14 protein-coding genes are annotated in these 21,179 nt (G+C 73.7%); 6 read left to right on the top strand and 8 right to left on the bottom strand.

The window, feature by feature from the left end; translation table 11 throughout:
* Positions 1-231 precede the first annotated feature (231 nt).
* From ACIQWR_RS31605 to ACIQWR_RS31590, 4 genes are read left to right on the top strand one after another with little or no spacing between them, the layout of a single operon-like run.
* On the top strand, positions 232-2,559 hold the full coding sequence (locus ACIQWR_RS31605; RefSeq protein WP_404016574.1) for a protein kinase: 2,328 nt from the start codon (positions 232-234) through the stop codon (positions 2,557-2,559).
* Positions 2,556-4,274, top strand: a complete 1,719-nt coding sequence (locus tag ACIQWR_RS31600; RefSeq protein ID WP_404016571.1) for a hypothetical protein — start codon at positions 2,556-2,558, stop codon at positions 4,272-4,274. The genes ACIQWR_RS31605 and ACIQWR_RS31600 overlap by 4 nt, the downstream gene beginning before the upstream one ends.
* The gene (locus tag ACIQWR_RS31595; RefSeq protein ID WP_404016568.1) at positions 4,274-6,319 is read left to right on the top strand and encodes an AAA family ATPase; all 2,046 of its coding nucleotides are present in this window, start codon (positions 4,274-4,276) and stop codon (positions 6,317-6,319) included. The genes ACIQWR_RS31600 and ACIQWR_RS31595 overlap by 1 nt, the downstream gene beginning before the upstream one ends.
* Positions 6,316-6,783: an FHA domain-containing protein gene (locus tag ACIQWR_RS31590; protein WP_404016565.1), complete on the top strand. Its 468-nt coding sequence runs from the start codon at positions 6,316-6,318 to the stop codon at positions 6,781-6,783. The genes ACIQWR_RS31595 and ACIQWR_RS31590 overlap by 4 nt, the downstream gene beginning before the upstream one ends.
* Here ACIQWR_RS31590 and ACIQWR_RS31585 read toward each other — a convergent pair.
* Both ACIQWR_RS31585 and ACIQWR_RS31580 read right to left on the bottom strand, forming a co-directional pair.
* Positions 6,780-7,442, bottom strand: coding sequence for an RES family NAD+ phosphorylase (locus tag ACIQWR_RS31585; protein ID WP_404016562.1), 663 nt, complete (start codon positions 7,440-7,442; stop codon positions 6,780-6,782). The two genes, ACIQWR_RS31590 and ACIQWR_RS31585, sit on opposite strands and share 4 nt — an antisense overlap.
* The gene (locus ACIQWR_RS31580) at positions 7,439-11,752 is read right to left on the bottom strand and encodes a CHAT domain-containing protein (RefSeq protein ID WP_404016559.1); all 4,314 of its coding nucleotides are present in this window, start codon (positions 11,750-11,752) and stop codon (positions 7,439-7,441) included. The genes ACIQWR_RS31585 and ACIQWR_RS31580 overlap by 4 nt, the downstream gene beginning before the upstream one ends.
* 213 nt (positions 11,753-11,965) lie before the next feature.
* On the opposite strand from ACIQWR_RS31580, the gene ACIQWR_RS31575 reads away from it, so the two are divergent.
* Complete coding sequence (locus tag ACIQWR_RS31575) at positions 11,966-12,286, top strand: hypothetical protein (RefSeq protein ID WP_404016557.1); 321 nt, start codon at positions 11,966-11,968, stop codon at positions 12,284-12,286.
* Entirely contained in the window at positions 12,283-12,942 is a 660-nt protein-coding gene (locus ACIQWR_RS31570; RefSeq protein ID WP_404016555.1) for a hypothetical protein, read from the top strand. The genes ACIQWR_RS31575 and ACIQWR_RS31570 overlap by 4 nt, the downstream gene beginning before the upstream one ends.
* Here ACIQWR_RS31570 and ACIQWR_RS31565 read toward each other — a convergent pair.
* The 6 genes from ACIQWR_RS31565 to ACIQWR_RS31540 all read right to left on the bottom strand — a co-directional run bounded on the left by ACIQWR_RS31565 (position 12,939) and on the right by ACIQWR_RS31540 (position 21,096).
* On the bottom strand, positions 12,939-13,823 hold the full coding sequence (locus ACIQWR_RS31565; protein WP_404016552.1) for a DUF4436 family protein: 885 nt from the start codon (positions 13,821-13,823) through the stop codon (positions 12,939-12,941). The genes ACIQWR_RS31570 and ACIQWR_RS31565 overlap by 4 nt on opposite strands.
* A gap of 75 nt (positions 13,824-13,898) precedes the next feature.
* The gene (locus tag ACIQWR_RS31560; protein ID WP_404016550.1) at positions 13,899-15,518 is read right to left on the bottom strand and encodes an alpha/beta fold hydrolase; all 1,620 of its coding nucleotides are present in this window, start codon (positions 15,516-15,518) and stop codon (positions 13,899-13,901) included.
* Between the two features lie 50 nt (positions 15,519-15,568).
* Entirely contained in the window at positions 15,569-17,119 is a 1,551-nt protein-coding gene (locus ACIQWR_RS31555; RefSeq protein WP_404016547.1) for an alpha/beta fold hydrolase, read from the bottom strand.
* A 250-nt stretch (positions 17,120-17,369) separates the two neighbouring features.
* Positions 17,370-17,777 carry an FKBP-type peptidyl-prolyl cis-trans isomerase gene (locus ACIQWR_RS31550; RefSeq protein WP_404016544.1) on the bottom strand — a complete coding sequence of 136 codons (408 nt, stop codon included), beginning with the start codon at positions 17,775-17,777 and terminating at the stop codon, positions 17,370-17,372.
* An 81-nt stretch (positions 17,778-17,858) separates the two neighbouring features.
* A complete protein-coding gene (locus ACIQWR_RS31545) occupies positions 17,859-18,680 on the bottom strand; it encodes an alpha/beta fold hydrolase (RefSeq protein ID WP_404016541.1) in 822 nt (273 codons plus the stop codon).
* 229 nt (positions 18,681-18,909) lie between these two features.
* Positions 18,910-21,096: an SdrD B-like domain-containing protein gene (locus ACIQWR_RS31540; RefSeq protein ID WP_404016538.1), complete on the bottom strand. Its 2,187-nt coding sequence runs from the start codon at positions 21,094-21,096 to the stop codon at positions 18,910-18,912.
* Between the last annotated feature and the right edge of the window lie 83 nt (positions 21,097-21,179).

The raw sequence follows: 21,179 nt of genomic DNA, 5'->3' as shown, positions 1-21,179 counted from the left end.
CGATCGGACGCGAGGGATATGTGAACCGAATCCCTGCGACCCGCTGCCCCGTGGGTCGGGAATCCGTGAGCCCGGACTCCGTGAATCCGGACTCCATGAATCCGGAATGGGTAAATCCGGAATGGGTAAATCCGGACCCTTCGAATCGAGGTCCTTCGGGGTGGATGTCGCAAATGCTCCAGAAAATATCGTGCATTTATGCACTCCCTCTCTCGATGGGATCCGGAAGTCATGACGACGCTGCCGCCCACGGAAGTGGACCCCGAGGGATTCGGTGAGGATTTCACCTCCGGACCCGAGGAAACCCGCCGCGGACTCGACCGCGTACCCGCCGCACTGAGCGAACGCCTCGACCTCACCGAGGTCCTCAGCGATGTCCGGCGCCCGTCCCAGGCGGTCGTCGCCCGGGTCAAGGACCGCGAGGCCCGCCACGGGGATCCCGCGGTGCCGCTGGTCATGAAGTGGTACCACCGGGCCTTCGCACCCGACCCCGAGGTGCGCCGGGTGCTGAGCGGGGACCTCGGCGGCCACGTCGTACGCGTCCTGGAGCACGGGAGCGCCGACGGGCATCCGTACGAGCTGCTCCCCTCCTACGGCGAGACCACCCTGGCCCAGTACCACGCCCGCCGCCCCGGCGCCCTGCCCGCGCCCCTGGTCCGCACGGTGGTCGCCCACCTGCACGAGGCGTTGTGCGCCGCCCACGAGCAGGACGTCGTCCACCGCGATGTCACCCCGGACAACATCGTGGTGCGCACCCAGAACGAGGACCGCCTCGACCTGGTCCTCGTCGACTTCGGAGCGGCCGTGCACACCGGCGCGGACGAGGACTCCCCGCGCCGCCGGGACTGGAAGGGCAAGCCCCTCTACCTGGCTCCCGAGGCGAGCACGCACCGCCAGAGCGTCACCCCCGCCGCCGACTGGTGGTCCGTGGGAATGGTCGTGGCCGAACTCGCCGCAGGACGTCACCCCATCGACTTCCGCGGCGACGAGGAGGTGCTCGCGGAGATCGCCACCCACGACCCCGAACTCCCGCTGGTGACCGACCCGCGACTGCTGATGCTCTGCCACGGCCTGCTCACCCGCGCCCCCGAACACCGCTGGGGCGCCGACCAGGTGGCCCGCTGGCTCGCCGGCGACTCCCCGCCGGTGGCCCCGCGCACCACCGGCGCCGCGCCCGAGGACCTGCCGCCGCGCTCCGCGACCGAACCCTTCGCCTTCCTGGGCCGCGAGGTCGCCAGCACCGAGGAACTGGCCCGCCGGCTCGACCTGCAGTGGCGGGCCGCCGACGAGCTGCTGCGCTCGCGCCGCGGGCGCGAGCGGCTGGTGGCCTGGCTCGGCCAGTTCGCCGCCGGGCCCGGCCGGTCCCCCGAGGACACCGAGGAACTGAACGCGCTGCGCGGTCTGCTCGCCCAGCCCCCGGACCCGCCGACCACGCTGCGCCTGCTCAACTGGATGGGACCGCTGCTGCCCGCCTCCTGGCACGGGGTTCCGCTGGACACCCTCGGCATCGCGGAGCTGGAGCGGGACGCGGTGCGCGGCGACGACCGCAGCCGGGAGCTGGTGGCGGCCCTGGTCCGCCACCGGCTGCTGCACCTGCTGAGCGCCCGCCCCGGCGGCGAAGGGCTCGACGCGGTCCAGCGGCGCTGGGAGCACTACCGGGAGAGTTGGCGGGAGGCGACCGCGGACCTGTTCGTACGCGGGGGCCCGAGCGACCGCAGGGCCGCGGCGCGATCGCTGAACCGCACCGGAGACCTGGACGCCCGGTTGCTGCGCCTCGCCCGCGAACCGGAGGGCATGAGCGGCCTGCTGCTGCGCCGCACCGCCTGGGACCGGCGCGGCGGGGGCGCCCCGCCCCCGTGGTACCGCGCGCTGCGCACCGACCACGAGAACCCGCTGCGGCTGCTGGCGGCCCTCCTGCTGTCCGGGCTCGCCCGGCAGGAGGCCGATGCCAGGCGGGAAGAGCTGCGCGTGGCCGAACTGGAGCGGCTCTTCGCCCAGGAGCTGGACGCCCGCTCCGAGTTCCTGCGGCGGCTGGACCGGCCGCCGGCCCTGGGCTGGGCCCTGCTGGGGGCGACCATGGCCACCGCGCCGTGGACCTTCGTCATCGGGCTGGCCGACCTGCTCGGCCGGGCCGACCAGCGGGAAGTGGTCCTCGCCTGGATGCTCGCGCTGCCCGCGGCCGCGGCCGTCTTCGCGCTGGAGCTGTGGATCGCCGTCTACATCGGCCCGCACACCTACCATCCCGCGCGGTCCCTGGCGGGCCTGGTGATCCGCACCGGCGAGCGGCCCGCCCGGGCCGCCCGATCGCGCGGCCGGCGCAGCGAGGCGGTGGGCGCGGCGGTCCTGATCGCGCTGGGGGCACTGGGCCTCTGGGCCGTCGCCCGGGCCCCCTGGGTCTGGCCCGCCGGGACCGTCGCCGCCCTCATGGTGTGGACCGTACGGCGCTGGTGGGAGTGGCGCCGGCACGCCCGGGACGCCCGCGGGACCCGAGCGCGCCGCCGGTCCGCCCCGGTCGCCGCACCCGGTCCGCCCGTCGCACCCACCCGGAGGAACCGATGAGCCACGGCTTGGCCTACCCCTCGATCTTCGAGATCCTGCCGACGGTCAGCTACCCGAACCCCGCCTCGGCGGGCTTCCCCGGCGCCGCGCACGTGCCGGGAACGAGCGACGTCCTCCACCACACGGCCGGCTCCCTGCCCCACGGCGCGCTGACGGACGGCACGCTGCTCCAGCACGGGGCCTCGCACGCCGTCGACGGGGCCGGGGCGGCCGCCTCGCACGCCCTCGACGCCGCGGGCCACGCCCTCCAGGAACTCGTGGAGCCGGCCCTCGTCGCCCTGGGCGCGCTCAGCGGCGCCCTGTTCGTGGGACGCGCCGCGCTGGTCACCACCCACGTGCTGGCCGCGGCAGCGGTCCGGGCCGCCGACGAGCAGCGGTGCCTGGAGCGCGGTCAGCAGATCGCCGCCGCCGCCACCGCCCAGTGGGAGGCGGCCGCGTTCGCGGCGGTACGGGCCAACGCGCGCCGCGTCGCGTTGTTGGCCCGCGTACGCCGGACGGCCTTCGCCACCCTGCCCGACACGCCCCCGCCGCCGCTCCCGGACCTGCCGCCGCCCCTCCACTGCAACGGCGCCCGACTCGGCGAGCTGCGTGCGGAACTGGCCCTGATGGAGCGGGCGTTGTGGGATGCGGAGGCGGCCCACGCGCGCTGGACGATGGAGCAGGCGACGCACGCCGCCAACGCCCCGGACGGCGAGGACTGGCGCCGCCGCATGCTGGCCCGCCGCGAGGCCGCCGTACGAGCCCACCAGGCGGCCCCGGTGGCGGCCGTGCCCGCCGCCCTGCCCCAACCGCCCGGGGCCGAGCGGCTGGGCCGCCCGGAGGCCGAGGAGTCGGGGGCCGAGCTGCTGGCGCTGCTGGAGCCGGGAGCCGATGCCAAGGACGCCGAGCTGGCCGTGGCGGCCGTACGCCATGCCGTCGAATGCGCCGCGGAGCGGCCTGCGAAGGCCCGCAGCCACCTGCGGGAGGCGCGCCGCTTCGTCACGGACGCCAACCGTGCGGTACGGGCCCGGCTCGCCGCGCAGGAGAAGGCCGCCGTCCAGCTCGACTTCCTCCTCACCGAGGCACCGCCGGGCGAACCGGGGCCGACCCCGGCCGCCGAGGAGACCGGCCTGCTGCGCAAGGCCCTGGAAGAGGGGCGGCCGTTGACCCCGGACGAGCAGCGCGCGGTGGACCGGCAGGTGGCGCAGCGGCTCACGGACCTGGAGGGCCGCTACACCCGGGAACTGCTCGGGCGGGCCGTCGCCCGGTTCGCCGCTCCGGCGGCCGCGGGCGCCGGGACGGCCGGTGGGACCGGCGGCGGCGCCGACGGACCGGTGTGCTTCGACCTGACCCCGGCCGGCTGGTGGCCCGGCCACTGGCTGCGGATCACCGTGCGCGACGGCAGGACCGAACTGGTCACGATGTACGAGGAGCACACCGGCCCGCGCGGCCCGGCGGACCTGGCCCTGGACGCCCGGCGTTGCCACGAGGCGCGCGGGCACATGGAGGGACTGCGGGAGGCGGGGCGCCGGTGGGGCCTCGAACTGCCGCTGTCCTTCACGGAGAGCGGGTCGGCCGTCCCCGGGGTGCGGGGCGGCGACGGTGCCATCGTCCTGGAGATGGCGGAACCGGGGGCGCAGGAGCAGGACCGTACGGCCGCACCCGGGCCGACGGCCCACCGGCCCGCAGGGCCCAAGGTGCGGTATGTGAGCGACGACCGCAGGAGGACGGGCTGATGAGCACCCCCGACCGCATGGTCAAGACGGCCGCGCCGCAGCAGAGCGGTCCGCTCTTCGTCGAGGAGCTGACCGGCACGCTCAGCGTGCACGCGCAGTACGTCCTGCACGGCAACATCCGGGACCAGTACCTGGTGCGCAGGCCCAGGGGCGACCGTCACGTCACCCTGTTCGAGATGCTGTGGAACTCCCTGCGCGGTCAGGGCTACCAGGCGCTCGTCGCCTACGACCAGATCTCGGGCTTCTGGGTGCTCAAGGCGACGGAGAAGGAGCTGGTCGAGCACCTGCTGACGGAGAGCGGGCCGGACACCCTGGCACGGATCGGCCGTCCGCACCGGGCGCCGCAACTCCAGGAAGCCGTACCGCTCCTGGAAGAGCTCGTGGCGGGCTGGGCCGACCGGCGCAAAGCGGCGCCGAACGGCGGGGCCGAACCGGCGCCGCTGCGGGTCGCCCTGATCATCGACCACGCCGCACGGCTGACGGCGGACCCGGGCCGGCTCACCGAGGCGGAGCGGGACTTCTTCGTCGCCTGCCTCAAACTGGCCGACTCGGCCCCGCTCGTCCCCCCGAACCCGCTCACCTCGCTGCGGACCGCCGACCCCACCGGTCCCGAGCTGTTCAACCCGATCATCTGGCTCGCCGACGGCGAACGGGACCTGCCGAACTGGCTGGTCTCCGGGAGCGAGCGGATCCGCACCATCGCCGTCCCCGAACCCGATGCCGACGAACGGCGCCGCATGGCCGTGCTGTTGGAGCGGGAGCACGCCGAGGCCGAGGCGGCGGCGCACCGGGCCGGGGACGGGCCCGCGGTACCGGAGCTCGGCACGGGGGAGCGCCGGCACGGGGAGGCCGGGCAGCGGGAGACCTCGGCCGCGGACGCCTTCGCGCGGGCCGCCGCGGGTCTGAGCCTGCGGGCGATGCGGGAGAGCTCCCGGCTGGCGCTGGCCCGCCGCATGCCGTTCACGGCGATGCCCGACGCGGTGCGCGTCTACCGGCTCGGGGTGGAGAAGAACCCGTGGCGGCGCGAGGAGGTCCGGCAACGGATCAGCGCGGGGGAGCGGCAGATCCCCGCCCGGGTCCTGGGCCAGGAGGCGGCCGTCTCGATGACGCTCGCCATCCTCAAGCGGGCGGCGCTCGGCCTGTCCGGTGCCCAGGCGAGCACCCCCGGGCACCGGCCCCGCGGCACCCTGTTCTTCGCCGGACCGACCGGCACGGGGAAGACCGAGCTGGCCAAGGCGGTCGCCTCGGTGCTCTTCGACAGCGACCAGGCCTACCTGCGCTTCGACATGAGCGAGTTCTCCGCGGCGCACTCCGCCGACCGGCTCGTCGGCGCGCCGCCCGGATACGTCGGCTTCGAGGCGGGCGGCGAACTGACCACGGCGGTGCGCGCGAACCCGTTCCGGGTGATCCTCTTCGACGAGATCGACAAGGCGGACAAGGGCGTCCTGGACAAGTTCCTCCAGGTGCTGGAGGACGGGCGCCTCACCGACGGCCAAGGAGTCACGACGTACTTCAGCGAGTGCGTACTGATCTTCACCTCGAACCTCGGGGTCCAGCGGACGGATCCGGTGACCGAGGAGCGCAAGTGGATCGTCGAGCCCGGCACCCCCTACCGGGAACTGGCCCGGCAGGTGAAGAAGAACGTCAAGCACCACTTCGAGGCGGTCGTGGGCCGGCCCGAGCTGATGAACCGCATCGGCGGCAACGTCGTGGTCTTCGGATTCATCACCGAGGAGACGGCCGGCCGGATCCTCGACCTCCAGATCGGCAACATCCGGCGCCAGCTGGCCGCCGAACACGGCCTCCGCCTGGAGCTCGCGCCCGAGGCCCGGGCCCAGTTGGCCACGTACTGCACCCGGGACCTGTGGAACGGCGGTCGGGGCGTCGGGATGGTGCTGGAGACGCACCTGCTCAACCCGCTGGCCTGCGAACTGTTCGACCGGCCCGGGGCGGGCGCGGGGGCGACGGTACGGGTGCGCGGGGTCCACGAGAGCGAGGACGGACAGGTGGAGATCGAGATCGAGACCCTGGCGGGAGAAGGATGAGCACGCCCGGGGCGGAGGGCCGGGACGACGAGTGGGACGACTGGGACGAGGTGTCGCCGATCATCCCGGTGCGGCCCCGTCCCGCTTCGGGGCCGGTCGTGGCGGAACCGCGCCCGCCGGACCCCTCGGCCTGCCTGCCCGCCGTACTGCGCTTCCTGGAGGTCCCGCTGACCCTGACCGTCGTGCCCGGTACGGTGACCGGGCTGGGCCGTGACCCGAACTGGGCTCCGGGCACCGCCGCCGCGCTCGCCCACCACCACACGGTCTCGGCACGCCACGCCGGGGTGACGGTCGCCGAGGACGGGTCCGCGACCGTCACCGAGGAACTGCCCGGCGCGGTCAACGGCACCCGGCTGAACGGAACCGACCTGGTGGCCGGCAGGCCGTACCCGCTGACCGACGGGGACCGACTGCGCCTGGGCCCCCGGGTCAGCTGCACGGTCCAACTGGGTCGCCGTGCCTAGAGCATGTCCGGTAGCGAGATGCGGGCGCGCAACGGCTCCAGCAGGGCGTTCACCTCGTGCACGCCGTCCACCGAGGCCAGGCGCAGGGCCGCGTCGGGTTCGGTGAGGAGCGGACCGCCCGCGCAGCGGTCGCCGAACAGCTGGAGGGCGGCGCGGGGGCGGCAGCGCTTGGACTGCCACAGCAGGCCGTCCGCCCGCGCGCTGTGCTCGCGGATCAGCCGGGCCCAGTAGCGGGTCTTGGCGTAGTCCTCCTCCTCGCAGTCCACGAGCCAGGTGTCCTGCCAGACCGCGGCCAGGCCCTCGGCGGTGGTGAGGTCGACCAGGGACAGCTCCGCGGTCGTGCGCAGTACCGACAGGCGGTAACGGGACGCCTGCGCCCAGGGCACGAGGCGGATGCCCGTGGCGTCGTCGAACTCGATCGAGCGCAGCAGGACTTCGGACAGCGCGGTCACCGGGTCCAGGGCGGCGTACAGGTAGGGGTACGGGTCCTTCTCCGTGGCGTCGAACCGGCTTCCGCGGAAGAACTCGTGGGCGAGCTTCGGGTTGAACTCGGCGGCCTCGTAGCGGTCCAGGTGCAGCCGCCACAGGCGGGTGCCGGCCGGCAGGGTGCGCGTCAGCGGTTCCATCGGCAGTCCGGTGGGCGGGATCTGGCGGGTCATCCGTCGCCCTCCACCAGTTCGCGTGCGGCCCGGGTCAGTTCCTCGTCGGGTACGGAGCCCAGGAGTTCGGCCGGCACCCCGCGCAGCCAGCGGTTCTCGCCCAGCCACCAGTCGGCCGCGCCCCAGGGGTCCCGGTCGGCCATGAGCAGGCGGTTGATCAGGCCCACCACGGGCAGCGGCCGGGTGGTGCCCGACGCGAACTGGAACCGCGGGTAGCGGTCGCCCAGTTCCGGGTGGTGCAGCCGGATCAGCCCGGGATCGCCGGTGGCGGCCGCGATCTCGGTGGCGGCCAGGGCGGGGGCCGCCAACAGCCGGGTGCGTACCGGGTGCGGATCGGGCGTACCGCGCAGCGTCGCGAGCAGGGCCAGTACCGGTACGCGGTCCACCTCCGGGGCGGCCGGAGCGCCGACGAAGCGGACGCCGTCCCGCAGGGCCGCGGTCACGGCGTGCTCGTCGGGCAGGACGCGCAGCAGCCGGCGCATGCGGCGCAGCGCGGCCTGTACGGCCTGCGGGTCGACGGCCTCGGCCAGGCCCTGGAGGAGGGCTGCCAGTTCCTCCCGGTCGGCCGGTTCGAGTGCCGCGAGGATCCGCGGCCAGTGCTCGCCGAGCAGGGCGACGAACTCATCAGGTGTCATGCGGTTGCTTCTCCTTCCGCGCTCTGCCGGCCGGCGGCGGGCGGGCCGGAGCGGCCCGCCCGGGTGGGGGGCCGGGTTTCCCTGGTGGATGAAGGCGCCCCAGAAGGCGGGTCCGGACAGTTCCGGGCGGGCCGCGGTCCGCCGCAAGTGTGCTGTCAGGCCCGGGACCGGAGGCCGGAGCGGGGTCGGGGCCAGCATCCAGCGCTGGGCCGCCCGCAGGGCGTCGGGCGGGGCCAGCCCGGCCGCCACGTGGTGGTGGAACACGGTCATCAGCACGGCCGAGGCGTCGTCGCTGACCTTCCAGCGCGAGCCCACGGCGTCCGCCGCCAGGCCGTGCACGAACGCGGTGGTGACGGTCAGCGCCTCGTCGTGGTCGCGGGTGCTCAGGTCGGTCTCGCAGGCGCTGAGGACGACCAGGGGCCGTTCCGCGTCCGCCGGACCGGCCGGGGTGTCGAGCAGCTGCGTCACGGACAGCCGGCCGGCCTCCGGGCCGGCGCCGGCGGGCCGGCCCAGTTCGAGCACCGAGGAGCCCGGGTCCGCGCCGGCCGTACCGTGGCAGACGAGGTGGACGACGGCCACCGGGCGCCGCCCGGGCTTCGGCGCGCCCAGCAGGCCCAGCACCTCGGACGGAGTGCCCTCGGGCAGCGGAGGTGCGAACGTGCGGGTGTCGAACTCCCCGTACAGGACCGCCTCCGGGTAGTACGCGTCGTGCACCGCCAGCACCTCGTCCTCGGCCATGTCGAGACCCGCGGGCACACAGACCAGGGCCTGCCCCCGGGCGAGCGGGAGCCTGCGGGTCCCCACCGCGCGCAGGAACTCCCGCCCCGAGGCGGCGTACGTCAGCACGACCGGTTCGCAGGCACGTACGGTGGCCGGCGCGCCGGCCTCGCGCCACCGGTCCGGGACGGCGATCCGGGCGGCCTGCCAGGGCACCACGCCCAGGTTTCCGCAGGCGACGAGGGCGAGGCGCACCGGTGCGGCGGTCGGCGCGGACCCGGGATCGGTGAGGAGGTCCGCCTCCCGCAGACCCTTCTCCCACAGGCCGAGTTCGTCCAGCAGCGGCCGCATCACCCCCGCCCCGGCCCAGTCGCACACCGCGTCCAGAGCGGCCTCCCAGCGTGCCGCGCCGCGGCGGGCGGAGAACCGGGCCGCGGTGGCCTCCAGGTAGGCGGCGACCGGGGCCCGGCCCGGCCCGGACAGGGCCGGCAGCGGCAGCGCCCGTGGTGGCCGGTCCGGCTCCAGCACCAGGGCCCAGCCCTCCTCGTCCCCCTGGCCGGGCAGCAGGTAGACCAGTGCGTCGGAGCCCGATCGGGCGACCGCGTCCCGCAGTTCGGCGGTTTCGGGCACCCCGTCCTGCCCGCCGTCCCGGCCGCGCAGCAGCTCCAGGGCCCGGCGGCGCAGTGCGCTGGGCAGTTCGGGCCCCTGGGGCGGTGCGTCGAGCAGCGCCGCGAGCAGTCCGGCCGGTCCGGCGCCCGGCGTCGCGGCGCCCGCGCCCGTCCCTGCGTCACGCCACTGCCGGGCCAGCTCCTCCTCCCCGAGCGTGGCGAGGCGTTCCGGCACGGTGGCCGAGACGGCCGCCGCCGCGAGCACGAGCGCGCGGCCGGCCTCCAGACAGACCACCGCCTGGTCCGGGCGGCCGCTCCGGACAGCCCAGGATGCGGCGACCAGCCCGCGTGCGGCGCCGCCGCGGGCGACCTCCAGCCCGTGTTGGACGCCCTGTTGCAGCAGTACGTCGGCGGCCGTCGCGCTCAGCGAGTCGCGTGCGTCCGAGACGGCCCGCACGAGATCGGGGCCGGCGCCGCGGCCCGCGCGGGTGGCGTAGCCCTCGGCCAGGTCCCAGTACAGCGCGGAGGCCACCTGAGCGGTACCGGAGGACAGTTCCTCGCGGGCCCGCTCCAGCTCGGCGAGCACCTCGTCCAGCAGGGCCGGGTCGTGCGCGGCCCGGTACTGGAGGGTGAGCGTCATCGCGATGCCCATCCGGGTGCGGATGCGCTGGTCGGCGAGGACGGGGGTGTCGAGGAGAGAGGCCCGGGCGCGCTCCACCGCCGCGGCGACCCGCTCGGGTTGCGGGTCGAGGAAGGAGGTGAGGGCCAGCAGGGGCGCCCACATGGCGTCCATGAGCCGGCGCAGGAAGGGCTGGGACTCCGCGGCCGCGTACGCCTGGTCCAGGTGGTGGGCCGCGTTGCGCAGGGCCCCGGCGTCGGACGTGGCCTTCGCGAGGGCCATGTGGGCGTAGCCCAGAAGGAAGAGCGGCATGAACCGCTGCCTGTCCGCTGCTCCCGGGGGCCTGTCGTGCGCGTCGGCGGGTTCGGTCGCCGCGGCGGGCTCGGTTCCGCCGGTGGACCCGGTTCCGTCCGGGGAGTCGAGTGCGTCCAGGAGATCGAGCACCTCCTCGATCAGCGCCTCCAGGGCCGGTACGTCGTCCGCGTCGGAGGCCGCCGACAGCTGCGTCATCAGCAGCAGGTGCCGGTTCGTGTTCAGCATGTCCAGGGCCCCTGGCAGGCCCGGGGGCCGCTGCGCGACGAGGGGGCCGACACCGGGCGTGAGCGACTGTTCCAGGAGCTGCCCGGCCACGGCGGAGTCCAGCCTGCTCCCGCCGGTGAGTGCGGATCCGGCGAGCAGTCCGGGCAGCACGCCCCGTACGAGCCAGGCGAAGGTCTCGTCCTGCGGGTGCTCGTCGGCGGCCTTGCGCAGCAGCCGCAACGCCTCCTGGTACTGGCCGGCATCGCCGGTACGCCCGCCCAGGAGCGTGCGGGCCGCCGCGAGCACGGTGTCGGAAACCTCCAGACCCGTCTTCGGCGCGGGACCGGCGGCCTCCCCGATCAGGTCGGAGATCTGGTCCGTCGAGAGCGCGCCCGGCTGGACGATCTCGGCCATGAGGCCCATCAGGGGCAGCAGTTCCAGCTGTTCGTCCCGGGTGGGGGGTTTCAGACCGGTCGTGGGCAGGTCCTGCGGTGACGTGGGCACCATCCGGCGCAACATGGTGACCAGCGGTGCCACCGGGCCCAGCAGATCCGGGTTCAGGGTGTCGATCCGGCTCATCAGGCGGTGCAGCCCCGGGCCGTCCTGGGCGGTGAGCGCCGCGTGGAAGTCCGTCTGGAGGGACAGGAGTTCGGCCATCCCGGGAGGCAACCCCCCACGCTTGCTCGCCGCCAGTTCGTGGGCGAGGCGCTCGATCTCGGCAGAGGCCTCGATCAGCCCGACGCCGCCGAGGTGCTCCGGCACCGACGCGTCCAGGATGCTCTGCACCGCTTCCATGCCCAGCGGTGTGCGCGCGCCGAACCGGCCGGCCAGCAGGATGAGCAGGTCCCGCGCCGCGTCCGTGTGCCGCTCCGTATCGAGCAGGTCGCCGCCGCGGGCCCGCCGCAACAGGGCGATGGCCTCCTTGCGGTCGGCCTCCCCGCGCTCCTCGGTCCAGCGGGCACCGATCAGCGCACCCAGTCGGGCGAGCACCACCGGGAGCAGCGCTTCGTCCTGCGGCCGGCCGGCCAGATCGGGGAGCAGCAGCCGGATCTCCTCGATGAGCGCGTCCCGTTCGGCGGCCGACGGGCCCGACGCCGGCCCCTCCGCGACCGGTAGGACCTTGGCTCCCTCGGAGCGGCGCACCAGCTCCCGTGCACGGTCGGCGAGTTCGTCGGCAAGCGGCTCCGCAGGTTCGTCCTGTGTCCCCAACACCCCTCCCAGGCAAGCGAATCGAGACCATCATCACTCGTGATCCCGTTCCCCGCATGGCAGTTGCGCGCGCCCGCGGAACCCGCCCGGCAATCGACCGGCGGGCGCCCGGAACGGCCGGACGTTGCGGCGGTCCGCGTGGCAGCATCGGAGTGCGGGGGCCACGCGGACCGGTCCGGCCTCCGCCCGGTCCCTCACCCCGGAAGGCGGCGGCCTTTGACCGTGCTCCCCTACCTCGAAGTCACCGCGGCGTCCTACGCGGCCTCGTACACCACCGGGCTGCAGGTGACCGGCACCGCGGACGGCGCCGTGCTCAGCGGTGCCTGTCCGCGGTGTGCCTGCCCGTTCGACTTCTCGTACACCCGCCGCGTCTACCGCCACCGGCCCGTCGGTGGCCGTTCCGCCGGTGGGCGGGCCGCGCAGGCCCTGCGGGTGCCCGTCCTGTGCGTGTGCGAGACCGAACACGCGGGGCGGCCCGCCGACGAGGAGGGCTGCGGCGCCTACTGGAACATCCTGCTGGAGCGGGCGGCTCCATGACCTGGCGGGCCCTCCCCGGACCGGCCGGGACGCCGGCCGACCGGATGGCCGCCCGCCGAGGGCGCCGGCTGCTGCACGGGGAGTTGTCGCGGGTCCGCGAATCGGCACTGGCCTGGCGCAACGGGCTGGGGGCGCTGCTGGCCGGACTGATCGGGTTCGGCCTGCTGAAGGGGCGCACGGACGTGGGGGCGCTCGCGGGGTCCTACGGCGCCGTGGTCGGTGGGCTGTTGCTGTGTGCGCTGCTGTGCGGGGTGGGCGGCGCGGTCCTGCTGCTGCGCGCCGCCCACGGCCGTCCGGCCGCGACGGCACTGCCCGCACCGGCCCCGGGGAGGTTGCCCGCCGGGCCGGTCACCGCCGGGCACGAGGAGGCGCTGCGCGCCGCACGGGCCCTGACCCGCGGTGTGTCGGCGACCCTGGTCTGTGCCGCGCTGCTGACCGCGGCCGTGGCGCTGACCTGGTACGGGCCGGCGAAGGACGGTCCGCGGATCGCCGTCACCACCCCCGCCGGAAGCTTCTGCGGGGAGCCGCTGAGCACGACCGCCGGGCGGCTCGTGCTCAGGACGGAGGCGGGGGAGGTGACCGTGGACCTGTCGACCGCCGGCACGCTGCGCGCGGTCGTCTCCTGCGCCCCGTCGCAGGGCCCGCCACAGCACTAGGAGCCGGGTTCGTCCGGGCGGAGGGCGGTGCGGACGCCGGTGACGACCAGGGCGATCAGGCAGAGGGCGATGACGGTCTCGGCCCACAGGAAGGCGAACCAGTCCAGCACGCAGCCGATCGGAGGTGTGCCGGGGGCGGTGTTGCGGAACGCCGCGAGGGCGAACAGGGTGGCGGCCATCCAGGAGAGGGCGGGCCAGACCAGGCCCTGGTTGCGGGTGATCAGGTACCAGGCCCCGATGAGCACGGACCCGGCCAGCGCCCACATCACGACCATCATGAAGCACGCGAAGAGAAGGAGGCTGGCCGACCGGTTCAACTCCAGTTCCGCGACGGCGACCTGTTGGGAGGGCAAGGGTGTGGCGGAGATCGAGAAGAGCGTGTCGTTGTTGGAGAACAGCAGCTGCACCGGCACCTGCTCGCCACCCAGCAGCGCTCTGAACCCGATGTCGGTCCCGTAGGTGTCGAACGGGTAGTCGCTGATCGATCCACCCGTGAGCGCGACCTTCACGTCCCTGGTCGTGAGCCGTTCGTGTGCCTTGAACGCCAGGTCGCCGACGGTGGCCGTGGAGGTTTCGAGGCTGAGGTCGGCCACGGGGGCGTTCCCCTCCTCCTCGCCGAGGGTGCCGCGCGGAGCGACCCGGATCCGCAGTACCAGCTCTCTGGCCGCGGCGTCGACGTATTGGACGTTGGCCTCCACGTCCACCCGGTCGACGGCCGTGGATCCGATGGTGTGGACCGTGTCGATGGCCTGCCGCTCGGAGAACTGCAGCCACGATCCCACGGACACCGCCACCACGATCAGGACCGTGAGGGGAAGCGGGACCGGCAGGAGCGACGTCCCGGAGCGGGGCGGGCGAGGTGGGTCCGAAGGCGCTGCCATGGTGACTCCGACGGGGTGGGAGGGGGGAGCGGACGCGATCGGGCCGGAGCCGGGCCGCCTTCTCCGGGCGGCGGTTCAGCCCGCGGTTCCGGGTCCGATCTCGAAGGCCGGCGGTGTGAGCGCGGCGATGCAGCCGGTGTTCGGCGCTGTCGGGGAGTCGAAGAACGAGAGGGTGATCTGCTGCGCGCACTTCGAGGTGGCGAACACCACGTGGGGTTCGTAGGGGACCGTGACCACGGTGGCCCTGCTCAACGTCCGTGCGACGTACGGCCCGTTGGCGGCGCCGGTCTGGGCGTCGAAGCCGCCCGAGAGGGCCAGGGTGGGGATGTCGCTCGTCGTGACGTCCCGGATCGAGGCCGGCGCCGCGGGGACGTTCCAGGCGTCGCAGTCCTCTCGCAGGAAGCTCAGCTGCGGGGCCTGGGCCTGTACCGATCGGGGGAACGACGGGAAGGCTTCCTGGCCTCCGCGCAGTGCCTGGGCCTGGGTCTCGTACGGCGTCCACTCGCTGCAGAAGACCCCGTAGACGAGCCCGTGCGCCGTCCGACCGATGGCCTGGGGGCTGTACTTGCCGACCGCCCACTGCTGGGCGATCCGCTGGGGCTTGCCGTGGGCCAGCTCGTCGAGGGCGGCGGGCACCTGCTCCGCCACGTGGGTGGCGGAGGTCATCCAGTTCACCAGGGCTCCGCCGTCCAGGACGACCTTCACCCGCTTGCCGTCGGGGAGCGCGACGGTGGTCGTGACCGGCTTGGCTTCGAGGTCGCGGACGAGGCGTTCGAAGGTGGCCGGCAGCTTCGGATAGCGGTCGTTGCAGGCGGGCTGCTCCGCGCAGGCCTTGAACAGGCCGTCGAAGCCCTGCTTCGCGGCGCTCCAGGTCAGGGCCGACCCCGCCGTGGACGGCGGCAGGATGCCGTCGATGCCGACCGACCGGACCCCCTCCGGGTGCAGGCGCATGTAGACGAGCGCCAGCTGGGTGCCGTAGGAGATGCCGAACACGTTCCACTGCCCGATGTCCAGGGTGGTGCGCAGGTCCGCGAGGTCGGCGGAGCTCTCGATGTCGTTGTAGGCGCCGAGGTCGGCGCCGGTCGCGGCCAGTGCGTCGCGGCAGGTCTTCGTGGCCGCGACGTGCTCGCGCCCGGTGGACGGCGCGTCGTAGACGAGCCCGGTCGCGCGCGCGTTGAACTCGTCGATGTCGGCGCAGGTGAGCGCCGGATCTGCCGAGTACGTGCCGCGCTGGGACATGAGGATGACGTCCCGGTCGCGGTTCAGCCCGCCGTCGATCGCCATCTTCGCCTCGCCGACCGCGTCGTCGCCGGGTCCGCCGGCGAGCCACACGATCGGGTCGGACTTCGGCTTGTCGGCGGCCGCCGCCACGATCGCGACACCGAGCTTGATCTTCCGACCGTCCGGTGTGGTGCGGTTCTCGGGCACGGTGAGCGTTCCGCAGCGGGCTCCGTCGAGCTCGGCGATCGGCTCCGGCGTCTTCGGGCAGGGTCCGGGCGCGAAGCTCGCGTCGCCCACCGCCCTGGCGACCGTTCCGATCGGCGCTCCGGACCCCGTGCCCGTGCCCGTGCCCGGCTGTGCGTGGGCGGGGACCGTGAGCAGGCCCGTGATGAGGACTCCGGTGGCCACCGCGGCCGACCTGGTGTGGCGCCGTCGGGCGTCGCGGAGGCGACGGGGCGCGAGGTCGAGAGCCATCTGCCCTCCCAGTCACATGGGAATGATGCGGTCACTTAGGAATGATCCGGTCACTTCGGGACGATCGTGAACGGTTGCGGTGTCAGACCCGCCACGCAACCGGTGTCGGGCTCGGTCGGACGGGCGAGGAACGAGGCCAGCACCCGCTGTGCGCAGGGCGATTGGGGGACCACCCAGTGCCCGACTCCGGGGATCACCACGGAGGTCGAGCGGGACAGCGTACGGGCCGCGTCCTTGGACAGGCTCGCCCCGGTCTTGGTGTCGAAGGTGCCGTGGATGACGAGCGCCGGTACCGCGCTCTCGGTGGCGACCCGCTGGGTGGCGGTGCGGTCGGGAACGCTCCAGATGCGGCACGCCTCGTACTGGAAGGGCAGTTGTGGTGCCTGGGCCAGGACCGTGTCCGGCCAGCCCGGGAAGGCCGCGCGCCCCGCGCCGAGCAGGTCGGACGGTGAGGACCCCGGCACCCACTCGCCGCACGCGACCGACTCGATCAGCCCGTGGGCGACCGCGCCGACGTTCTGGACCGAGTCGGCCGCGCGGGCCCGCGCGACGCGTTCCGTGCGGCCCCGGCCTAGCTCGTCGAGCGCCGCCGGAAGGTCGACGGGCTTGATGGCGTTGGCGACCAGCAGGTTCAGCAGTGCGCCGCCGTCGATGTCGACCTCGACGGTGTCTCCACCCTTGGCCGGCTTGGCGTTCAGCACCAGCGGCTTCGCCTCCAGCGTGCGCACCTGCTCGGTCAGCGTGCGGTCGACGTCGGGGTAGCGGCTCTTGCAGCGGGGCTGGGCCGCGCACGCGTCGAGGATGCCCTCGATCCCTTGCCGGGCGCTGCTCCAAGTCACCGGCAGGACGGTTTCCTTCGGCGGTGCGAGCGAGTCGAGCGCCACCGCGCGAATGCCCTCGGGGTGTTCGCGCAGGTAGGTGAGGGCCAGGTTGGTGCCGTAGGAGTACCCGTAGACGTTCCACTGTCCGATGCCCAGCGCCGTCCGCAGATCGGCGAAGTCCGCGGCGTTCTCCGTGGTGTTGTAGGCGCCCAGGTCGATTCCGTCGGCCGCCAGGCGGTCATGGCACTGCTTCAGCGCGTCCAGCAGGGGCTTTGCCGATGCCGGCGCGTCGTAACGCAGGCCCACGGCGGTCGCGTTGTACCGATCGACTTCCGGGCAGGCGAGATTCGGCCGCGCGTACAGGTTTCCGCGCTGGCCCATGATGATCAGGTCGCGGTTCCCGTTCAGGCCGGAGTCGACCAGGAAGGGGATGTCGTCGAACGTGTCGGCCCCCGGGCCGCCCGCCATGAACACGACGGGGTCCTGGCCGGGCTCCGCCTGCGCCGCGGGAAGGACCGCCACGGGCAGCTCGATGGTCCGGCCGCCGGCGCGGGCGCGGTTCTCGGGGACCTCCAGGAAGCCGCACTTCGCGGCACCCAGCGCCTCGATCGGTTCGGGCGGCTTCGGACAGGGGCCGGGCACGAACCGCGGCGCAGCGGTCGGGCCGCGGCCGGCAGAGGGGGCGAGCGGCGCCGCCGCGCTGCTCGACGTCGTACCGAATGCCGTCAGGCAGACCAGGGCCGCCGCGGCAGCCGACGCGCTGATGCTGAGCTTCGCCATGCGATCGTTCCTCTGCGACATCCGCGACCGCCCAGTGGGCAATGCCGCAGCTGGTGGGGTGGAACGCACCTCCTCGACGGTACCGAGTGGCACGGCCCCGCGCATGTCGGACGGCTGGCGCACATGTCCCGGAGCGGCGGTGGGCCCTGGAAGAGGAACGGACGGGTCTCTCCGCCCGCCGCCGCCTGAGCGGCGGCTGCCTCACCACCAATCGGCCGACCTCACCCCTGACCCCAGGGACCGGCCGGGGTCACTGGGCCTTGCTCCACCCGCCCGTGCTGGAATACAAGTCGAGCAGGTCCACCACGAAGACCAGGGTCGAGCCCGGCGGGATCAAGGGCGAGGGCGACTGCTTGCCGTAGCCGAGGCGCGGGGGAACGATGATCTCGCGCCGACCGCCGACCTTCATGCCCTTCACCCCGCGGTCCCAGCCCTTGATGACCTTGCCGCCGCCCAGGGCGAACTTGTACGGCTCGCCCCGGTCCCAGGACGTGTCGAACTCCTTCCCGGACTCGAAGGTCACCCCGACGTAGTGGACCCTGACCACCATGCCCGGCTTCACCTCGGCCCCGTCGCCGACGACCAGGTCCCGGATGGTCAGCTCCGTAGGGGCCGCACCCTCCGGAACGTCGACCTCGGGCTTCGTCAGTTCACTCATCGCAGCCTCATCACTCTCGGTCGGCGGCCCCCGCACGGACCGGCCGGACATACGGGGACCCCCGTGCGGCGAAGGGCCACGCTACCGAGAATGCCGATCCCGGAGCGAGTCCGCGAAGGCGATGAGCCGTTCGTTGACCGCCGCCGGCTGGTCGACGTGGGTGGTGTGGCCCGCGTCCGCGAAGACGGTCGAGGCCCCGCGGGGGTTGAGGGCGGCGGTCGCGGCCGCGTGTTCGGCGGGCCAGAACTGGCTCTGCGCCCCGGCGGTGATGAGCACGGGTACGTCGGCGCGGGCGACGACATCGCGCCAGTCCTGGCGGGAGTGGTCGAGGAGCAGCGGGTGGGTGTCCGGGGTGATCCGGCTCTCTGCGCCGCGCCCGCCCGCCGCTCGGATCGCGGAGTCCAGGACGGCGGGGTCGGGCCATGCGCGGCCGTGGCCGGTGGCGAAGGCCGCGGGCGTGGCGAAGAAGCTGCTGAGGTTGTCGTCGGTGAGCCCGTAGAAGCCGTGGGTCCAGTCGGCGGTGTTGACCATCTTCGGGGTCTGGTCGATCGTGACGATCCCGGCCAGCCGATCGGTGCCGACGAGGCCGACGTAGGCCCAGATGCTGTTGGCGCCCATGGACTGGCCGACGGCGAGGACGTCCCGCAGATCGAGCGCGGTGAGCAGGTCGTCGATGTCCTTGCCGTGCCGGGACATCCGCTGTCCCCAGGCGGGTCGGTCGGACTGCCCGTGCCAACGCCGGTCCAGCGAGATCACCCGGTATCCGGCGGACCGCAGCGGCGCCCACTGCAAGGCCCAGTCGTCGGCGGACGCCCCGTATCCGGAGACGAGCAGCACGGGCCGGCCCGTGCCCTCGTCGTAGTAGTGCAGGCTGACGCCGTCATTGGTGGTGAACCTGGGCACGGGGCCTCCTGGGCGGCGGGAGAGGGGGGACCCATCGTCCGGCGTCGGGTGGAGGCCGTCGGCAGGGCGCGCATGAGCCTCACCCGCTCGGCGCAGGCGCTCCGCCGGCCGGCCGCCCGCCCGCCCGCCTGGTCGGCCGGCGGGCACGAGCCGGGGGTCCGCCGGCTGCCGCAGCGGCGGCGTGCTGAGCCGCGGCAACCGGTGTGACCGTCCGTACGGCCCAGGGGTATCAGAGGCGGTTGATGTAGAGGCCGGCGTCGATGTCGTGGCTGACGGTGCCGGGCGCGCCGGTGGTCACCTCGGCCGTGGCGAACCGGCCGTTGGGCGTCCCGTCGGGCACGGCGTCGGAGTCGAGGTCCGCCGGAGCCCCCAACGCCTGCGTCGGGGACCAGAACAACTGGTTGGCGGGATCCCTGGGACGAGGCCGGATGACGCTGACGTCCACGGTGGACTTGTCGAAGCGGACCTTGTACGCGGTGTTCGGGCGGACTCCGTGCTCGGGACCGAAGAAGTAGGAGCCGTCGGCGTCCGTGCGGACGGTGGCGAGCACCGCTCCGCTCTCGGACAGGAGTTGGACGGTGACTCCGGGCAGGCCCGGCTCGTCGTCGTCGACGCTCTGCGCGCCGCCCTTGTTGCGGTCGTACCAGACGCGGCTGCCGATCTGAACGGCCGGTTCGTCGCAGAGGACTTCGAGGTCGCCGAGGCCGTTGGCCTTGCCGAAGCCGCCGTCCAGCGGGTCGTTGAGCTTCTGGAGGGTGAATCCGTGCTCGCCGGGGTTGGCTCCGCGGCTCCCTGTCGTGCGGTCGAAGTAGGCGGTGCCGCCCGTGAAGAACTGGCTGGCCGGGTCCATGGCGGTGGAGGCGATCCGGCTTTCGCGCAGGTGCAGGCCGATGGCGCCCTGGGCGGTTTCCAGGTGGGCGCCCGGCACGAAGTCGCCGGGGTAGAACTCGACGACGTTGGCGGGCTGGCCACCGGTGGGCCGGCCGGGCGCGTTGTTCGGGCAGGCGCCCGTGCCCTCCCATTCGAAGGTGCCGTCCGCCTTGCGGCAGGCCCGGTTGAGGTCGCCGGCCGAGTCGGTGGTTCCGCTGTTGCCGTAAGCGGGATTGGCGTTGGGCATTTCGTGCCCGGTCATGTCCGCGAACCGGTCGCGGAAGCCGAGGACCATGTCGCCGTTGCTCTCGATGGCGATGTCACTGAGCAGCGGCTCGGGGTGGGCGATGAGCTGCTGCGGAAAGGTGGACGCGCCGGTCGTCCAGGGGAACCACCGGTTGAAGCCGGGGAACTGGACGTTGGCCTCGCCGCGCGGGAAGGTGAGCGGCTGCTGGTGGAGCGGCGCCGCCGAGAACACCGCGGTGACCGGGTTGTAGGTCCAGACGACGGCCTTGAGGTCCGCGGCGTTCTGCGAGGACTCGGCCGAGCAGACACCGCCGACGTACACGACTCCGTCCCGGACCCCGAGGCCGAAGGGGCGCCAGTCGGAGGCGGTCCGGCACGCCGGGTTCGGGATGGGCACCGACGTCACCGGAGCGGTGGCGGTGGGCGTGGTGGCGTTGTAGGTGTAGAGCCTGCGGTCGGCCAGGTTGACGACGTAGAGCTGTCGGTTGTCCTCGGAGATGTCGATGTCGCCGAGGGATTCCTTGCCGACCGCACCGACGAAGGGTCCGTCGAAGCGGACCGCGTCCTGGTGGGCGGTGGTGCCGGCGTTCGGGACGGTGGTGAACAAGGTGGTCGCGCCGCCGTCCCGGGGCGTGACGTAGACGGCGCCCTGCCCGGAGGGGCCGTACACCGTGTGGCGCTTGGCGTGGGCGCCGGTGAAGATGCGGCGCTGTCCCTTGTGGTAGGCGACGCCGTAGGTGTTGCCGGTGTCATTGCGGTTGGCGAGGGTGGCGGTGTTGCCCGTGTTGCTGTCGCCGCGCTCGCGGAACGGGAAGGTCACCGTGGTGCGTACGCCGCCCGGTTTCGTGGCGGCGACCTGACAGACGGTGCTGACGCGCGCGTCGTCCTCGCACCAGTCGGCGGGATTGCGCACGCCCATGGTCAGTTCGGCGTCGCCGTCGGTCACGTCGACGATGGTGGCGTCCGAGGCGAGACCGCCGGCGGCGCCGAAGGTGGGCTTGAGGAAGGAGCCGTTCGGCATCCTCATGCGGACGTAGTACTTGCCGCCGGTGAGCACGGTGGTCGGTGGGAAGACCGCGTACCCGTCCGTCCCGGTGACGCCGGTGACCTCGTTGCCCTCGTAGTCGGTCAGCACCACGGTGATGCCGGCCGCCGGGAGTTCGGCGGCGGCGTCGTGACGCCCGTTGGTGTTGGAGTCGCGGATGATCTTCACGCGGACGGTGCCGTCTTCGGGGTCGGCGCCGGCCGCGGGTTGTTGTAGGACTCCGGTGGTCAGGGCCAGACCGGCGACGAACGCCACCGCGGCCCTCCTCAAGGCTTTCAAGGCTCTTCCTCCACGTCACGCAAAGTAGTAGATGAACACGTTGCGTAACCATGATTCCG

Source organism: Streptomyces sp. NPDC098789 (assembly GCF_044759975.1).
Taxonomy (GTDB): Bacteria; Actinomycetota; Actinomycetes; order Streptomycetales; family Streptomycetaceae; genus Streptomyces.
The sequence above is the reverse complement of the archived record's forward strand: the minus strand, read 5'-3'. Positions and strand labels throughout refer to the sequence as shown.